This window comes from Kitasatospora sp. CB01950 (assembly GCF_001905465.1).
GTDB lineage: Bacteria > Actinomycetota > Actinomycetes > Streptomycetales > Streptomycetaceae > Kitasatospora.
Map to the genome: position 1 here is coordinate 1 of NZ_LISX01000003.1, position 16,150 is coordinate 16,150.

The 16,150-nt window shown below is 72.2% G+C and carries 13 protein-coding genes and 1 pseudogene; 8 read left to right on the plus strand and 6 right to left on the minus strand.

Going from position 1 to position 16,150, the window contains the following annotated elements; translation table 11 throughout:
• Positions 1 to 12 precede the first annotated feature (12 nt).
• Positions 13 to 261, minus strand: a complete 249-nt coding sequence (locus tag AMK19_RS08585) for a DUF6879 family protein (protein WP_073809718.1) — start codon at positions 259 to 261, stop codon at positions 13 to 15.
• Positions 262 to 615: 354 nt separating this feature from the next.
• Between AMK19_RS08585 and AMK19_RS36980 the strand changes: the two are divergent.
• A pseudogene (locus tag AMK19_RS36980) lies at positions 616 to 723 on the plus strand (VOC family protein); the annotation flags it as partial.
• Between the two features lie 96 nt (positions 724 to 819).
• Entirely contained in the window at positions 820 to 1,479 is a 660-nt protein-coding gene (locus AMK19_RS08600) for an NAD(P)H-binding protein (protein WP_073810790.1), read from the plus strand.
• Positions 1,480 to 1,515: 36 nt separating this feature from the next.
• Here AMK19_RS08600 and AMK19_RS08605 read toward each other — a convergent pair whose 3' ends face one another.
• Entirely contained in the window at positions 1,516 to 2,493 is a 978-nt protein-coding gene (locus AMK19_RS08605) for an ROK family protein (protein ID WP_073809723.1), read from the minus strand.
• Positions 2,494 to 2,755: 262 nt separating this feature from the next.
• Between AMK19_RS08605 and AMK19_RS08610 the strand changes: the two genes are divergently transcribed.
• A complete protein-coding gene (locus tag AMK19_RS08610) occupies positions 2,756 to 3,232 on the plus strand; it encodes a DUF2690 domain-containing protein (RefSeq protein WP_073809726.1) in 477 nt (158 codons plus the stop codon).
• A gap of 31 nt (positions 3,233 to 3,263) precedes the next feature.
• A complete protein-coding gene (locus tag AMK19_RS08615) occupies positions 3,264 to 4,277 on the plus strand; it encodes a LacI family DNA-binding transcriptional regulator (RefSeq protein ID WP_073809729.1) in 1,014 nt (337 codons plus the stop codon).
• A 61-nt stretch (positions 4,278 to 4,338) separates the two neighbouring features.
• Here AMK19_RS08615 and AMK19_RS08620 read toward each other — a convergent pair whose 3' ends face one another.
• A complete protein-coding gene (locus tag AMK19_RS08620; protein ID WP_073809731.1) occupies positions 4,339 to 5,031 on the minus strand; it encodes a hypothetical protein in 693 nt (230 codons plus the stop codon).
• A 305-nt stretch (positions 5,032 to 5,336) separates the two neighbouring features.
• Between AMK19_RS08620 and AMK19_RS08625 the strand changes: the two genes are divergently transcribed.
• The gene (locus AMK19_RS08625; RefSeq protein ID WP_073809733.1) at positions 5,337 to 7,283 is read left to right on the plus strand and encodes a transglycosylase domain-containing protein; all 1,947 of its coding nucleotides are present in this window, start codon (positions 5,337 to 5,339) and stop codon (positions 7,281 to 7,283) included.
• 21 nt (positions 7,284 to 7,304) lie between these two features.
• Here AMK19_RS08625 and AMK19_RS08630 read toward each other — a convergent pair whose 3' ends face one another.
• Together AMK19_RS08630 and AMK19_RS38570 are read right to left on the minus strand one after the other, a co-directional pair.
• Positions 7,305 to 8,597, minus strand: a complete 1,293-nt coding sequence (locus AMK19_RS08630) for a hypothetical protein (protein ID WP_073809735.1) — start codon at positions 8,595 to 8,597, stop codon at positions 7,305 to 7,307.
• 179 nt (positions 8,598 to 8,776) lie between these two features.
• Entirely contained in the window at positions 8,777 to 9,832 is a 1,056-nt protein-coding gene (locus tag AMK19_RS38570; RefSeq protein ID WP_443134995.1) for a bleomycin resistance protein, read from the minus strand.
• 241 nt (positions 9,833 to 10,073) lie between these two features.
• On the opposite strand from AMK19_RS38570, the gene AMK19_RS08640 reads away from it, so the two are divergent.
• The gene (locus tag AMK19_RS08640) at positions 10,074 to 11,675 is read left to right on the plus strand and encodes a cellulose binding domain-containing protein (protein WP_073809738.1); all 1,602 of its coding nucleotides are present in this window, start codon (positions 10,074 to 10,076) and stop codon (positions 11,673 to 11,675) included.
• Between the two features lie 128 nt (positions 11,676 to 11,803).
• The gene (locus tag AMK19_RS08645; protein ID WP_073809740.1) at positions 11,804 to 14,197 is read left to right on the plus strand and encodes a glycoside hydrolase family 2 protein; all 2,394 of its coding nucleotides are present in this window, start codon (positions 11,804 to 11,806) and stop codon (positions 14,195 to 14,197) included.
• A 44-nt stretch (positions 14,198 to 14,241) separates the two neighbouring features.
• Here AMK19_RS08645 and AMK19_RS08650 read toward each other — a convergent pair whose 3' ends face one another.
• Complete coding sequence (locus tag AMK19_RS08650; protein ID WP_073809743.1) at positions 14,242 to 15,150, minus strand: aldo/keto reductase; 909 nt, start codon at positions 15,148 to 15,150, stop codon at positions 14,242 to 14,244.
• 314 nt (positions 15,151 to 15,464) lie between these two features.
• On the opposite strand from AMK19_RS08650, the gene AMK19_RS08655 reads away from it, so the two are divergent.
• On the plus strand, positions 15,465 to 16,130 hold the full coding sequence (locus AMK19_RS08655) for a DedA family protein (RefSeq protein ID WP_073809745.1): 666 nt from the start codon (positions 15,465 to 15,467) through the stop codon (positions 16,128 to 16,130).
• Positions 16,131 to 16,150 lie beyond the last annotated feature (20 nt).

Here is a 16,150-nt window from a genome sequence, read left to right on the forward strand (position 1 = left end):
ACTCAATCAAGTTCAGTAGTCGCTCAACGGCCGGGTGGCGATGTGCACTCGCTGGACGCTGCGACCGGCCGCAGTGTGGTTCCTGAGCCTGTCGGTCCAACCGGACGTGTAGGCGTCCGGGTCGATTCGATTCCCGGCCAGGAAGTCCTCGATCTCTTCGGCCTCCCCTGCCACCTTGTATGCGGGCAGGGTCTCCAGTCGGAACGCCGACCCGGAGAACCCGTGCAGTTGCTGCTGCCAGCGCTCACCATCCAAGGACACGTACGGCCTCCTTCACCACTGCCACTGGCAGCTCCACAGCACCCTCGTGCGTCGGCACGGGAAGGTCGGCATACTGGTCGCCCTGAAGGACGAGGGTCCCCCGGTCGGTGACATGGACGTTGGGGCAGTCGCCGTCCTTGCAGTCCCCGTTGCCAGTGCCGGTGATTCTCGTGTGCGACATGCCAACCCCCTGGAGTGCACCCCGGATTGGGCTTCGGTCCGCAACGGTAGGGAACGCCGACGCCAGCTGTCCACGCACTCGGGGCACTATTCCCGTCGCGGACTGATGATCACGGTCATGGGTCGGCCGGAGTGCCGTGATGTATCCGGTCGTTGAGGAGGGCCCGGCTCTGACTGTTCCCCGATCGCCTTCCGCGTGCCGGTGCTGAACAGACGTACGCCGCCTACCTGGAGAACACCGACGGCTTCGAGGTCGAACTCGTCGCCATCGACACGCCCTGAGGCCTGGGTGGGGGAGAGGGTGTTGCTCGGCCGAACGGATGGATGGGCGGGGTCGGGTGCGAGGGGCGGTGGGGGGTGGGGACTACGGTCGGGGCCATGCGGATTGTCATTGCGGGTGGTCATGGTCAGATCGCGCTTCGGGCCGAGCGGTTGCTCAGCGCGCGGGGGGACGAGGTCGCGGGGGTGATTCGGCGGCCGGAGCAGGCGGGGGACCTGCTGGCGGCGGGCGCGGAGCCGGTGGTGTGCGACCTGGAGTCGGCGTCGGTCGCCGAGGTGGCACGGCATCTGGAGGGGGCGGATGCGGCGGTGTTCGCGGCGGGGGCGGGGCCCGGGAGCGGGGCGGCGCGGAAGGACAGCGTCGACCACCGGGCGTGTGTGCTGTTCGCGGACGCGGCGGAGGCGGCCGGGGTACGGCGCTTCGTCGTCGTGTCGAGCATGGGTGCGGACCGGGAGCCGGCGGAGGGGACCGATCCGGTGTTCGCCGCGTATCTGCGGGCCAAGGCGGCGGCCGATGCCGATGTGCGGTCACGGGCGGGGCTGGACTGGACGATTCTGCGCCCGGGCGGGCTGACGGACAGGCCGGGCAGCGGTCGGGTGGCGCTGGCGCCGTCCACGGGGCACGGGTCGGTGCCGCGCGACGACGTGGCGGCGGTGCTGGTGGCGCTGCTCGACGAACCGGCGGCGGTGGGACGGACGTTGGAGCTCATCGGCGGCAACTCGCCGGTGGACGAGGCGGTTTCGGCACTGGCGGGCTGAGCGTACCGCGGCTCGGGGGGCCTGCGGCGGCGTCCGTCAGGGGGCCGAGGGCGCGGCGTCGCGGGCCAGGGCGGCCGCGCCGATGAGGCCCGCGGTGGTGCCGAGGCGGGCGGGGGCGAGGGCGAGGCGGCGGGTGAAGGAGAGGGTCGCGTAGGAGTCGAGGTGGTGGCGGAGGGGGGTGAAGAGGGTGTCGCCGGCACCCGCGACGCCGCCGCCGATGACGGCGACGTCGAGCTCGACGAGGGTGGCTGTGGCGGCGATGCCGGCCGCCAGGGCCTTCGCGGCGCGGTCGAAGGCGGCCAGGGCGAGCGGGTCGCCGGCCTTCGCGGCGCGGGCGACGCCCGTCGCGGTGGCGTCGCCGTCGGGGCCGGGGCGCCAGCCGCTCCCGGCGGCGGTGCGGGCGATGGCGGTGCCGGAGGCGAGGCCTTCGAGGCAGCCGCGGGAGCCGCAGGGGCAGGGGCGGCCCTCGAAGTCGACGCTGATGTGTCCGAGGTGGCCGGCGTTGCCGGTGGTGCCGGTGTGCAGGCGGCCGTCGAGGACGAGTCCGGCGCCGACGCCGGTGGAGACGACCAGGCAGAGCGCGTTGCGGTAGGGGCGGGCCGCGCCGCGCCAGTGTTCGGCGGCGGTCATGGCGACGGCGTCCCCGCCGAGCACCACCGGCAGGCCGCGGACGGCGGGGTGCGCGGAGGCCTCGGCGTGGAGCGGGAACTCGCGCCAGCCGGGCAGGTTGACGGGGCTGACGGTGCCGGCGGCGATGTCGACCGGCCCGGCGCTGCCGATGCCGAGCGCACGCACCCGGGTCCACTCGGGGCGGCGGGCGAGCTCGTCCAGCACGTGCGAGACGGCGGCCATCAGTCGGTGGCGGTCGCCGTCCGCAGGAGTGGGGACCTGGAGTCGGTGCAGCAGGGCGCCCCGGGTGTCGACCAGGCCGCCGGCGATCTTCGTGCCGCCGATGTCGAGGCCCGCGAGCAGCGGTTCGTCGGGGGTGACGGGGCCGGCCGGGGGGTGGCTCATGGTGACGTCTCCGCAGGTGGGACGGGGAGCGCCGTGGTGCGTGGCAGGGCGCCGTCGGATCGATCCTGTGATTCTGGCCCGCTTTGACAACGTTGTCCAGCAGGTGCGGAAAGGGTGTTGCGGTGGCGTGGACCGCCGTGATTCCGCCATTCATGGGTCGTGTGCGGTCGATGAGGGTCGGGCGGCGCATGGGTGCGGCACGGGGCGGGGAGGTGTCCGGACGCCCGTGGGGATCCGTGCCCGCGGGAGAACGGAGGGGATCATGCGACGTGACATCGCCGCTGTGGCAGGCGTGTTGGCCCTGGCGGCCGGGGCGTTGACGATTGCGCCCTCGGCGCACGCGACGGAGACGACGGCAACGACCTTGACGGGAGGCTGCTGGTCCACCGGGTGCGACGGCAAGGACCCGTCGACGAACTGTCAGGGGGACGCCGTCACGGTGGGCAGCTTCTCGCTGCCGCAGGGCAGCGGATACCGGGTGGTGGAGATGCGCTACTCGCCGTCCTGCGAGGCGAGTTGGGCGCGGCTGTCGAACGGTTCGTACGACGTGCACAACGCCGCGCCGCCGTACACGAAGATCATCCGCAACAGCGACGGCCGGTCCTACCAGTGCACCGTCCAGACCAGCGGTGGCTCCTGCTACACGGCCATGGTCGGCGACCACAACGTCACCAGCTACGCGTACGGCTGGTACGACGCCGGCGTCGTGGTCTACACCGGTCGGACGGCGAACTACTGAGGCCGGGGGTGCCCGCACTATTCTCCGTGGCATGACGAGCAGCCTCCGCACCGGTGTCCGACCGACCATGAAGGACGTCGCCGCGGCGGCGGGCGTCGGCCTGAAGACCGTCTCCCGGGTGGTCAACGGGGAGCCCGGGGTGACGGACGGGACGGCGGGGCGGGTGCGGGAGGCGATCGAGGCGCTCGGGTTCCGGCGCAACGACAGCGCGCGGCTGCTGCGGACCGGCCGCACCGCGAGTGTCGCGCTGCTGCTGGAGGACATCAGCGACCCGTTCTCCTCCGCGCTGTCCCGGGCCGTCGAGCGGGTCGCGGCGGCCGAGGACTGCCTGCTGTTCACCGGATCCAGCGGCGAACGGGCGGAGCGGGAACGGGAGTTGGCTCTGGCGTTCTGCGCCCGGCGGGTGGACGGGCTGCTCGTGGTGCCCGCCGGGGACGACCACCGGTACCTGCTGCCGGAGATCGCCTCCGGCACGCCCGTGGTGTTCCTGGACCGGCCCGCCGGCGCCATCGACGCGGACGCGGTGCTCAGCGACAACGCGGGCGGCGCCCGCCGGGGCACCGCGCACCTGATCGCCCACGGCCATCGCCGGATCGGCTTCGTCGGCGACCTGCGGGCCATCCACACCGCCGCCGAACGCGAACGCGGCTACCGCGCCGCGATGGCCGAGGCCGGCCTGCCGGTGGACGAACGCTGGGTGGACTGCGGCCCCACCGACCGGGCCCGGGTCGGCGAGGCGGTGCGCCGCCTCACCACCGGACCGGACGCCGTCACCGCGCTGTTCACCGCCAACAACCGCGTCACCCTGGCCGCCCTGCACCACCTCCCCGCCGACCGCCGTCCGGCCGTGGTCGGCTTCGACGACCTGGAACTCGCCGACCTGCTCACCCCCGGCCTCACCGTGGTCGCCCAGGACCCGGCCGCCCTCGGCGCCCTGGCCGCCCGCCGCCTCTTCGCCCGCCTGGCCGGCGACCGCAGCGACCCCGCCCGGCTGGAGGTTCCGACCACCCTGATCGCGCGGGGGTCGGGCGAGATCCGGCCCTGATGAAGCGTCAGGAAGTTGATAGAAGCATGAGAGTTGATGCGCTATGGCTTTTGACGAATCATCAGGGCGTTGATGGCGAAGGCGAGTCGAGGAGTTCCAGCCAGTAGCGCTGGTCCGTGCCGATCCGGCCCGGCGGCAGGGCGAGCAGCCACCGCGTGAGCTCCGCGCCGACCGGGAGCTCGTCGTAGAAGCCGAACGCCAGCCCGGGCAGTTCGCCCCAGCGCAGCCACCCTTCCAGGACGTCGGTGAGGTGGCGGTCGGCGGTCGCGGTCCGGGTGGCCTCCCAGGTGCGCAGCCAGCGGGTGAGGCTGCCGGTGGCCGTTGAGACGGTCTCCAGGACCTCGGCGACGCCCGGCAGCGGGTCGGGCCGGTCCAGGGCGGCGGACCACCAGGAGTCCAGGACGTCGACGACCCGGTCGGCGTGCGGCCAGGCGTGCCAGTCGGCGGCGAGCAGCCGGGAGGCGATCAGCGGGCCGTCGACCCGCATCCGGCCGGTCGTCAACTGCCGCAGGATGCGCGGCGCGAGGCGGCGGTACAGGGCGGGGAAGTCCTCCCAGAGGTCGGTGCTCTTCGCTGCCGCCCGGTGCAGCAGGCGGTCCGGCACCAGGGCGGCGGGGCCGGACAGCAGGGCGAAGTCCTCGGGGTCCCAGCAGTGTTCGCAGCCGCGTACGGGCGGCCCGGGGCGTTCGGCCCGGCGGGCGGCGGTGTCGAGGGCGTCCAGGGTGTGGTGCAGGCGCTGCTGACTGGTCGTCATGGTTCCTGTCCTGGGGACTCCGCCGGTGCGAGCGGCGAAGAGCGCGACGCTACCAGAGGCGGTGGCCGGGCCCTGCGGGCGGGGCCACGTTGCGGGGGCGGCGGAAGGTTGCATCAAGGCTCCGTGGTGATCATCACACCGGGTGGGGTGAAACGTACGGACGGTGTGAGACGTCGAGATTCTGCGGGAGAGATTTGCCAATCGAGCAGATCGGGGTACGCATGGTGTCCGGCGAGCCGAGGGACGCGGTCGAGGAACAGCGGGAGGTCGAGGAAGGAGCACCGGGCGGGCCGCGGAGGCGCAGATTGCGCCGACTGCGGCCGGACTACCCACGCGCCGGCCGCCGGGGCGTGCGGCGCTGGCTCCCGTCCTGGCGTCAACTGGTGCTGCTCACCACGGGGTTCGTCGGTGCACTGACCGCCGCAGCGGTGGTGATGTACGCGCGGACGGACATCCCGACGGACCTGAACGCGTTCGCCACCCAGCAGAACAACGTCTACTACTGGGCGGACGGCACCGAAATGGCCCGCACCGGCCTGGTCAACCGGCAGGACGTGCCGCTGGAGCAGGTGCCGGAGAAGGTGCAGTGGGCAGTGCTCGCGGCGGAGAACGCGAGCTTCTACTCGGACCCCGGGGTCTCGGTGAAGGGCATCGCCCGGGCGTTCTACCGGATGGGGTCCGGCGGCGACACCCAGGGCGGCTCGACCATCACCCAGCAGTACGTGAAGAACGCCTACCTGAACCAGCGTCAGGACTTCACGCGCAAGCTCGACGAGGCGTTCATCGCACTCAAGCTGGACCGGCAGGTCGACAAGAAGGACATCCTCGGCGGCTACCTGAACATCAGCTGGTTCGGACGCGGCAGCTACGGCATCGAGCGGGCCGCGCAGGCCTACTACGGCAAGCACGTGTCCCAACTCAACGCCAGCGAAGGCGCGTTCCTCGCCGCCGTGCTGAAGGGCGCCTCGCTGTACGACCCGGCGCTCGGCGACGAGAACCGGGCCCGGGCGGTGGAACGCTGGGCGTGGATCCTGGACCGGATGGTCGAGATCGGGAAGCTGTCTGCCGAGGAGCGGGCCCAGTACAACGTCTTCCCGGAACCGCAGGCCCCGCAGCAGCAGGCCGGCCTGAGCGGGCAGACCGGCTACCTGGTGGACCTGGCGCGGGCCTACCTGCAGAGCCATGCCGATGTCTCGCCGGCCCAGTTCGACCTGGGCGGCTACCAGATCTACACCACCTTCGAGAAGCCCCGGCAGGGCGCGCTCACCCAGGCCGTCCAGGACGCCGCGAAGAACCTCGACCCGGACAACCGCCCCGCCGACCAGAACGTCCACCTGGGCGCGGCCTCGGTCGGCGCGGACGGGCGCATCCTCGCCGTCTACGGCGGACCGGACTACCTGAAGCAGGGCTTCAACAACGCCAACACCTCCAACGTGCCCGCCGGTTCGGCGTTCACGCCGCTGGTGTACGCCGCCGGGCTCGACCAGGGCGTCCAGCGCGAACGGCAGGGCAACCGCAAACCGGTCGGGCCCAGCACGTTCTACGACGGCGACAACGGCGTCGACCTGCAGACCCCCGAGGGCCCGTACTGGGCGCGGGACGGCAAGAAGGCCAAGTCCGCCAACGACGACGGCCGCAGCTGGGGGCCGATCAGCCTGCGGGCCGCCGTCGAACAGTCCGTCAACGGGCCGATGGAACAACTCGGCATGGACGTCGGCCTCGACAACGTCCGCCGCAGCGCGCTCGGCTTCGGGCTGCTGCCCGACAGCATGGGCGACCTGGTGCCCGGCTTCTCGCTGGGCAACTCCACGCCCAGCGCGATCCGGCTCGCCGACGCCTACACCGCCTTCGGCGGGCAGGGCATGCGCACCGACCCGTACTCCGTCGACCGGGTCAGCCGCAACGGCGCGGACATCGCAGTGGAACGCCCCGACGCCGTCCGGGCCGCCACCGTGACGGTGGCCGCCGAGATCGACACCGCGCTGCGCGGCGCGGTCAAGGACGGCACCGCCAAGGAGGTCGGGAAGGCCGTCCCCGACGCCGCCGGGAAGACCGGCGTCAACCAGGCGCGCACCGCGGGCTGGTTCGTCGGCTACCGGGGCGCCGTCGCCACCGCCGTCTCGCTGTTCCGGATGGACGCGAAGACGCTGGAACTCCAGCCGCTCACCGGGGTGGCCGGGGCGGCCCCGAACACCCCCGACCACACCACCCCGGCCGCGATCTGGGCTGCCTACACGAAGGCGGCGGGGTGATGAAGTCCTCGGCGCGACAGGCTACTTGAGGTAGGTCGGCCAGTCCGGGGCCTGGGCCGGGTCGAGGCGGCGGAGCTGGTCCAGGACCTTCGGGTCCTGGGCGTCCAGCCAGTCGGAGAGCTCCTTGAACGAGACGCAGCGGACGTCCTGCTTCTTGCAGACCTGCTTCATCACGTCCTCGATGGCCTGCATGTAGATGCCGCCGTTCCAGGTCTCGAAGTGGTTCCCGATGAACAGCGGGGCCCGGCTGCCGTTGTAGACCCGCGAGAAGCCGTCCAGGTATCCCTCGCGGGTCTGCTTCTCCCAGGAGGTGTACTTCTTCGGGTCGCCCTGGGTGCTGTCGCCGGACTGGTTGGCGAGGAAGTTGAAGTCCATCGACAGCACCTGCTTGTTGCCGAACGGGATCAGCTGGAGCGGAAAGTTCCACACCCCGCCGGCCTTCGACGGCCACACCTGGAACTCGCCCGGGGAGCTGGCGTCGTAGCGCCAGCCGAGCTCCTTCGCCACCGTCAGCAGGTTCTTCTGCCCCTCCAGGCACGGCGCGCGGCCGCCCGCGAGCTCCTTGCGGAAGTCGAACGGCAGCGGGGCCTCCTGGGTGAAGCCGGTGTTCGTCCTCCAGTTGGTGACGAACGAGACCGCCTGCTCGATCTCGCTGCGCCACTCGTCGGTGCTCCAGTCGCCGCCGCCCTTCGCGCCGCAGAAGTGACCGTTGAAGTGGGTGCCGATCTCGTTGCCGTCCTGCCAGGCCAGGCGCAGCTGTTCGAGGGTCTCCTTGACGTGCTCGCCGGTGGGGAAGGAGATGGCGGCGCTGCCCGGGTCGTGCTGCGGCGGGCGGTACAGCCCGTGCTTCGCCTCCGGGAGGAGATAGATCCCGGTGAGGAAGAACGTCATGCTGGCGTTGTTCTCCTTCGCCAGCTTGCGGAAGCGGGAGAACAGGTGGTCGTCGTTCTCCAGCGCGCCGTCCCAGGAGAACACCACGAACTGCGGGGGCTTCTCGCCGGGTTTCAGCTTCTCGATCTTGAGCTGGTTCGGCTGCGGCCCCGTGTCGGAGGTCGAGCCGTCGCCGAGCACCTTCACCTTGCCGTCCCAGGACGGGGAGGGCGACGTGCTCGGGCTCGGGCTCGGTGGTGGGGCGCTGCCCGTGGCGGGTGGTGCGGTGGAGAGCGACTGCTGCGCGGAGGACGAACCGCCGCCGGTGGTCAGGCTCACCGCGAGTGCGGTGACCGCGCCGGCCGCCACCACGGCCGCCGCGACCTGCGCGATTCTGACCCGCCGCGGCCTGCCGCCGCCGCCCGCCCGCCTGTCGTCCGTCATCGCTCGCCGTCCCCTCCGCCGTGCGGCCGCCCGGCTGGCAGACCGCTCGCTGGTAGGACGATCAGGATGATCGGAATGGTTACCTCGTGGCGGGAGGTATCAGCAGGCGGACGGCGTCGAGCTGACGCGACGTCAGGCCCGGCGGGCGGCGGACACCCCCGGGCGGATCTCGTTCGACCTCAGCTCGGGGAGCCGACGCGGTGCAAGGTGCCGTCCGGATCGACATAGCCGAACTCGCGCAGCCCGTACGGGGTGTCGGCCGGATCGGACAGCCGCCCCGGCGGATCGGCCGCCCTCCACTCGGCGTGCACCGCGTCCGCGTCCGACACGTACAGGTAGACCACCGCGCCGGTACGCAGCGGGTCGTGCTCCGCCCACTCGGTCAGGTGGAGCTCCACCGCGCCGCGCGAGACGAAGCCGTACCCGCGACCGCCCGCGTACGGTTCGGCCGTGAACCCCAGGCGGCGGTAGCGCGCCAGGGCGGCGGCCAGGTCGCGGACCGGCACCACCGGGGCGACCCGCTCGAACACGACAGGGCCGGGCTGTACAGACACGCGCTCCTCCTGGGGCCGGGCAGTGCGGTGGAAGTGCCAGTGTCCCCCGCCGTCCGGGGCCACGCCCTGCATGTCGGGTTCGGGCAGTGTCCTGTGGATCACTGCATAGAGGAAGTCGAAACCGGGTGGGCGTCCGCCTCGCGAGCCGCGCCGCCTGCGGTTGGCGATCTGGTTGGCGGGTTCCGGGATCACTGCCGTCCTGGTCCTGGGTCTTCCGCTCCCGATCCTGGGCACGCGGATGCCGCCCAGGTGAGCTCCGAACCCACCCGTCAGCGGCTGAGCAGGTCGAGGGCGAGGGTGCGGAGTTCGCGGTCGGCGTGGCCGCCGCCGGTGGGGGTGAGGGGGGGCGGGGGTCAGACGGTGGGGGGAGAAGGCGAGGGCGCGGAGGGTGGGGCGGAGGGGGTCGGGGGTGCGGCCGGTGGCGGCGAGGGCGCGGAGGGCGGTGAGGCCGAGGGCGGTGGGGGCGACGAGGGCGGCCAGGACGGGGACGGCGGGTGCGGATGCCGGGTAGACGCTGCCCTGGTGGTGCACCGTGCCGAACAGCTCGTGCACGGCCTCGTCGAGGGCCTCCGGATCCGGTGCGTACAGGGCGCGGATCAGCTCCGGGACGTCCTCGGCGGAGCCGTACGCGTGCGAGAGTGCGGCCCAGTCGAGCAGGTCGAGTTCGTTCGGCGGTCGCATGCTGTGCACTCCTCGGCGGATCGGGTGCGGCCGACGCTGTCGGGAGGTGGGGACAGCCGGCGGGGGCGTTGACAAGTCGCCCGGTACGTACGGGAGTTGAACGGAACATCGGCCTCGTTGACACCGTGCCGACAAGACCCGTACGGTCGCTCCACCTCAATCGGTCGACCGGTCGGGCCTGTCGGGGCTCACGCCGCCCGCCGGAGCCGAAGGAGCACCACCCTCCACGAAAGGGACACGCGTGCACCACGGACTCCGACCCAAGCCCCGCTCCCGGCGCCTCGCGCCGACGGCCCTCCTGCTCGCGGCCGTGCTCGCCGTCGCCGGCCTCGCCATCGGTCGAGCCGGCCGCGCCGAGGCCGACAGCGCGGACGCCTTCGCGACCCGCTGCGGGATCCACTTCTGCCTGAACGGCAAGGAGTACTACTTCGCGGGCGCCAACACCTACGACATGTTCACCTACGGCGGCAGCTACGGTGACACCGAGACCACGTTCATGGACAAGGCCCGGATCGACGCCCAGTTCGCGCACCTGCAGGCCGACAAGGTCGACGTCCTGCGGCTGTGGATGTTCAGCCACGAGGACTGGCACGGCTTCGAGAAGTCCAAAGGCGTGTACGACGAGCAGGAGTTCTCCGAGTTCGACTACATCATCCAGTCCGCCAAGGCCCACCAGGTGCGCCTGGTGCCGGTGTTCGAGAACTACTGGGAGGCGTACGGCGGCATCGACACCCGCCTCAAGTGGGAGGGCCTGTCCGGCGGACAGCCCGGACGGGCCGCGTTCTTCGACAAGACCCGCTGCCCCGGCTGCTTCACGTCCTACAAGAACTACCTGAACCACGCGCTGAACCGGGTCAACCACTACAGCGGCGTCGCGTACAAGGACGACCCGACCATCTTCGCCTGGGACTTGATGAACGAGCCGCGCTACCAGGACCAGAGCGCCGCCGAGAACGTCAACGGCACCACCTTGCGCGCCTGGGTCGACGAGATGGGTGCGTACGTCAAGTCCATCGACTCCAAGCACCTGTTGGGCGCGGGGCTGGAGGGTCACGGCAGCGCGTACGGCTTCGGCGGCGACGAGGGCAACCCGTTCGTGCAGGTGCAGCAGTCGCCGTACCTGGACTACACCTCCGCGCACCCGTACCCCACCGAATCCTGGGCGAACCTGAGCATCGACCGGACCAAGGCGCTGATCCGCTCCTGGATCTCCGACTCGCACGACAAGGTCGGAAAGCCGTTCTTCATGGGCGAGTTCAACGTCAACGGGGTCGACCGCTCGGCCTGGTGGGGGCAGCTGTACCCGGACTTCGAGGCGGCCGGCGGCGACGGCAGTGGGTTCTGGTGGTACGAGGACGGCAACGTGGACGGCAAGTTCGGCGTCCAGTCCGGCGCGCCCGAACTCTCGGTGTTCCGCGCCCACTCGGACCGGATGCGCGCCAAGTCAGGCCTCGGCGGCGGCACTTCGAGCCCCAGCCCGAGCCCCAGCCCGTCGCCCTCCAACAGCCCTGCGCCGGGCGGAAGTTGCTCGGTGCACTACGGGCTGTCGGACTGGGGCAGCTCCTTCAACGGGGACGTCACCGTCAAGAACACCGGCAGCAGCGCCGTCAACGGCTGGCAGCTGGTGTTCTCGTTCCCCGGCGGCCAGCAGGTGACGAACATGTGGAACGCGGTCAGCGCCCAGTCCGGCAAGCAGGTCACCGCGACCAACCCGTCCGGCTACAACACCGTGATCCCGGCCGGCGGGAGCGTCAACTTCGGCTTCAGCGGCAGCTCCACGGCCGGCACCAACGGCGTGCCGGCCGCGTTCACGCTGAACGGCGCGGCCTGCTCGACGTACTGACGGCAACCGGCCGGGCCGCCACCGCCGGAGCACGGCGGTGGCGGCTCCACCGGTTCGTGGACAGACTCGACGGGGCGGGGCTACGGTGCTGCTCGCGCCGCCCACCCGCCATCGAGGAGCCCGCACAGATGATGGACACCACCCCGCTCGACCAGGGCTGGAACCTGCACCACGACGGCGAGTTGCTGCCCGCGACGGTGCCCGGCTGCGTCCACACCGACCTGCTCGCGGCCGGGCTGATCCCCGACCCGTACCTCGACGCCAACGAGCTGGAGGTCGCCTGGGTCGGCCGCCGCGACTGGACGTACCGCCTCGACCTGCCCGCGTACGGCAGCGCCCACGAACGCACCGACCTGGTCTTCGACGGACTGGACACCGTCGCCACCGTCACCCTCGGCGGCGCCGTCCTCGGCTCCACCCGCAACATGCACCGCCGCCACCGCTTCGACGCCACCGGCCTGGCCGGCGAGCTGACGGTACGTTTCACCAGCGCCTACACGGAGGCCGAGCGGGTGCGCGCGCTGGTCGGCGACCGGCCCAACGAGTACCCCGAACCGTTCCAGTACATCCGCAAGATGGCCAGCAGCTTCGGCTGGGACTGGGGCCCGACCCTGCCCACCGCCGGCATCTGGAAGCCCGCCCGCCTCGAACACTGGTCCACCGCGCGGATCGCCGACGTCCGCCCGCTGATCACCGTCGACGGCGCCACCGGCCGGGTCGAGGTGCACCTCACCGTCGAACGCACCGCCACCGGCGCCGGACGCCCGCTCACCGCCCGCGCCACCGTCGCCGGCGCGCACACGGAGGCGGTCCTCGACGGCGACCGCGCCGTGCTGGTGCTGGAAGCCGCCGACGTCGAACGGTGGTGGCCACGCGGCCACGGCGCACAGCCCCGCTACGAACTCGCCGTCACGATCGCCGACGGCGAGACCCGACTCGACGCCTGGCAGCGGCGGATCGGCTTCCGCACCGTCGAACTGCACCGCACCCCCGACGCCACCGGCACCCCCTTCACGCTGGCCGTCAACGGCGAGCCGCTCTTCGTCCGCGGCGCCAACTGGATTCCCGACGACACCCTGATCACCCGCGTCACCCCCGCCCGCTACCGCACCCGCCTGGAACAGGCCGTCGACGCCAACGTCGACCTGATCCGGGTCTGGGGCGGCGGCATCTACGAACAGGACGCGTTCTACGACGCCTGCGACGAACTCGGCCTGCTGGTCTGGCAGGACTTCCCGTTCGCCTGCGCCGCCTACCCCGAGGAACAGCCACTGCGCGGCGAGATCGAGGCCGAGGCCCGCGACAACGTCGTCCGCCTGATGCCGCACCCCTCGCTGGTGCTGTGGAACGGCAACAACGAGAACCAGTGGGGCTTCCGCGACTGGGGCTGGGAGGAGAAGCTGAACGGCGACTCCTGGGGCGAGGGCTACTACCTCGGCCTGCTGCCCCGGATCGTCGCCGAACTCGACCCCACCCGCCCCTACAGCGCCGGCAGCCCCTGGTCCGGCAGTTGGGACCACCACCCCAACGACGTCGACCACGGCACCCACCACTCCTGGGACGTCTGGAACCGCGAGGACTTCGCCGCCTACCGCGCCACCGTCCCGCGCTTCGTCGCCGAATTCGGCTGGCAGGCCCCGCCCGCCCACGCCACCCTGCGCCGCGCCCTCCCCGGGGAGACCCTCGCCCCCGACTCGCCCGGCATGCGCCACCACCAGAAGGCCGGCGACGGCAACGGCAAACTCCGCCGCGGCCTGGAACGCCACTTCGGCCTCCCCGCCGACTTCGACCGCTGGCACTACCTCACCCAGCTGATCCAGGCCCGCGCCATCTCCACCGGCATCGAACACTGGCGCTCCCACTGGCCGCACTGCGCCGGCACCATCGTCTGGCAGCTCAACGACTGCTGGCCGGTCTCCTCCTGGTCCGCCGTCGACGGCGACGGCCGCCTCAAGCCCCTGCACCACGAACTGCGCCGCCTCTACGCCGACCGCCTGCTCACCCTCCAGCCCGCCGATCGCGACGGCGCACCCCGCACCGCCCTGGTCAACCAGTCCGCCCGGCCGTGGACCACCACCCTCCGGCTGCGCCGCCTGCACGCCGACGGCCGGCTGCTCGCCGAACACGCCGGGCCGGCCGTCGTCGCCGCCCGGTCGGTGCTCCGACTGCCGGTGGCGGAAGGGCTGTCGGCGTCCGGCCGGGACGAGTACCTGGTGGCCGACGCGGACGGGCTGCGGGCCGTGCACTTCCCCGTCGCCGACAAGGAATTCGCCTACCCGAAGCCCGAGTTCGACCTCGACGTCACACCGGCCGGGGACGGCGCGGCGGACGTCCGGATCACCGCCCGCACGCTGCTGCGCGACCTGCTGCTCCAGCCCGACCGCCTGCACCCCGCCGCCACCGCCGACCGCGGCCTGACCACGCTGCTCCCCGGCGAACACGCCACCGTGCGGGTGCACGGCGCGGGCCTGCCGACCGCCGCACAGGTCCGGGCCGCGCTGTTCTGCGTCGAACCCTCGTGAGCACCACTACACCGCAGGCGGGGCGCTGAGCCGACCCGCCGGGCTCAGGCCGGCGGGGCGTCCAGCAGGGCGAGGTGGGCGCCGGTGAGGCGCAGGCTCGCGGCGGCGAGGTTCTCGGCCAGGTGGGCGAGGCTGCCGGTGCCCGGGATGGCGAGGACGTGGGGGCCGCGGTGGAGGGTCCAGGCGAGGCGGACCTGGGCGGGGGTGGCGTCGAGTTCGGCGGCGACGGCGGCGACCCGGCGGTCCTGTTCGGCGGCCGCCGCGGCCTCGCGGTTGAGGCCGGCGATGGCGAAGAACGGGACGAAGGCGATGCCCAGTTCGGCGCAGAGGCCGAGCACGCCGGTCCGCTCGGCGTTCCGCCAGTCCAGCCCGAAGGAGTTCTGCACGCACACCACCGGGGCGATCTCCCGGGCCTCCCGGACGTGCTCGGGCTTGACGTTGGACAGCCCCAGGTGCCGGATCAGCCCGGCGTCGCGCAGCTCGGCGAGTGCCCCGAAGTGCTCGGCGACCGATTCGCAGTCGCGGCCGAGCCGGCGCAGGTTGACCACGTCCAGGTGGTCGCGGCCGAGCTGGCGCAGGTTCTCCTCGACCTGGCCGCGCAGCTCGTCCGGCCGGGCCATGCCCTGCCACTCGCCGGACGGGCCGCGGCCCGGGCCGACCTTGGTGACCACCACCACCTCGTGGCCCCGCCAGGCGGTCAGCGCCCGGTTGATCAACTCGTTGGCGGAGCGCAGCGGCGAGAAGTAGAAGGAGGCCGTGTCGACGTGGTCGACGCCGTGCTCGAACGCGGTGTGCAGCAGCCGGACGGCGTGCGCGCGGTCGATCGGAGCGCCGTCGGAGTTGCCCATCATGCCGTTGCCGGTGAGCCGCATCGCGCCGTAGCCGAGCCGGTTCACCTCCAGGTCGCCGAGCTTCCAGGTGCCTGCCGCCGCCGCCGGTGCGTCCGTGGCCATGGTGTTCCTCCCCGTGGGTGGTGCTGTCCGGTCACGGAGTATGGGGTGCGGCGAAGGGCCCGGAACAGCCCCGGCGGGTGCGCGGAATCTCACCCGAGGATCGGGAACGAACCGGCTGCGGCCGGGAGTTGGACCGGGTGTGGGCGAGCGGGGGAGAAGCCGCCCGGACCATGGCCGAGCTGCGCCTCAGGGGGACGCTCGGCCTGCGGGTCGGGAGCGGCTAGGCTGGCCGGGCTCGGGCCTTTTACCGAAGCTTTTCCCGTGTGCCGCCGTGCGTCGGCCGCCTGTCCCCGCCCCGACGGAGGTACTCCGCCTTGCACCTCGACCAGTGGATCGAGAGCGTTCCGCCGACCTCGGTGTACGTGATCATCGGACTGATCATCGGACTGGAGAGTCTGGGCATCCCGCTGCCCGGCGAGATCGCCCTGGTCACCTCCGCGCTGCTCGCCGCCAAGGGCGTCGTCAGCCCCTGGGGCGTCGCGGGCTGCGCGATCGCCGGCGCGATCATCGGCGACTCGATCGGCTACGCGATCGGCCACAAGGGCGGCCGGCCGCTGTTCGCGAAACTCGGCCGCAGGTTCCCCAAGCACTTCGGGCCCGACCATCTGGCCACCGCCGAACGGGCGTTCACGCGCTGGGGCATGTGGGCGGTGTTCTTCGGCCGCTTCGTCGCGCTGCTGCGGATCTTCGCGGGCCCGCTGGCCGGCACCCTGCGGATGCCGTACTGGAAGTTCCTGATCGCCAACGTGCTGGGCGGCGTGGTCTGGGCCGGCGGCACCACGCTGCTGGTCTACCAGGTCGGCAAGGTCGCCGAGCAGTACCTCCAGGGCGCCTCGTACATCGGCCTCGGCGCGGCCGCGCTGTTCGGCGTCGGCTCGGCGCTGGTGATCAAGCGGCGGGCGAAGAAGTCCCGCGCCGAGCACCCCGAGCAGTCCGGCGGCCCGAGCGGCGAGCCGCTCTCCGAGACGCTCGTCGACTGACCGCCGGCCGAGCCGCACCC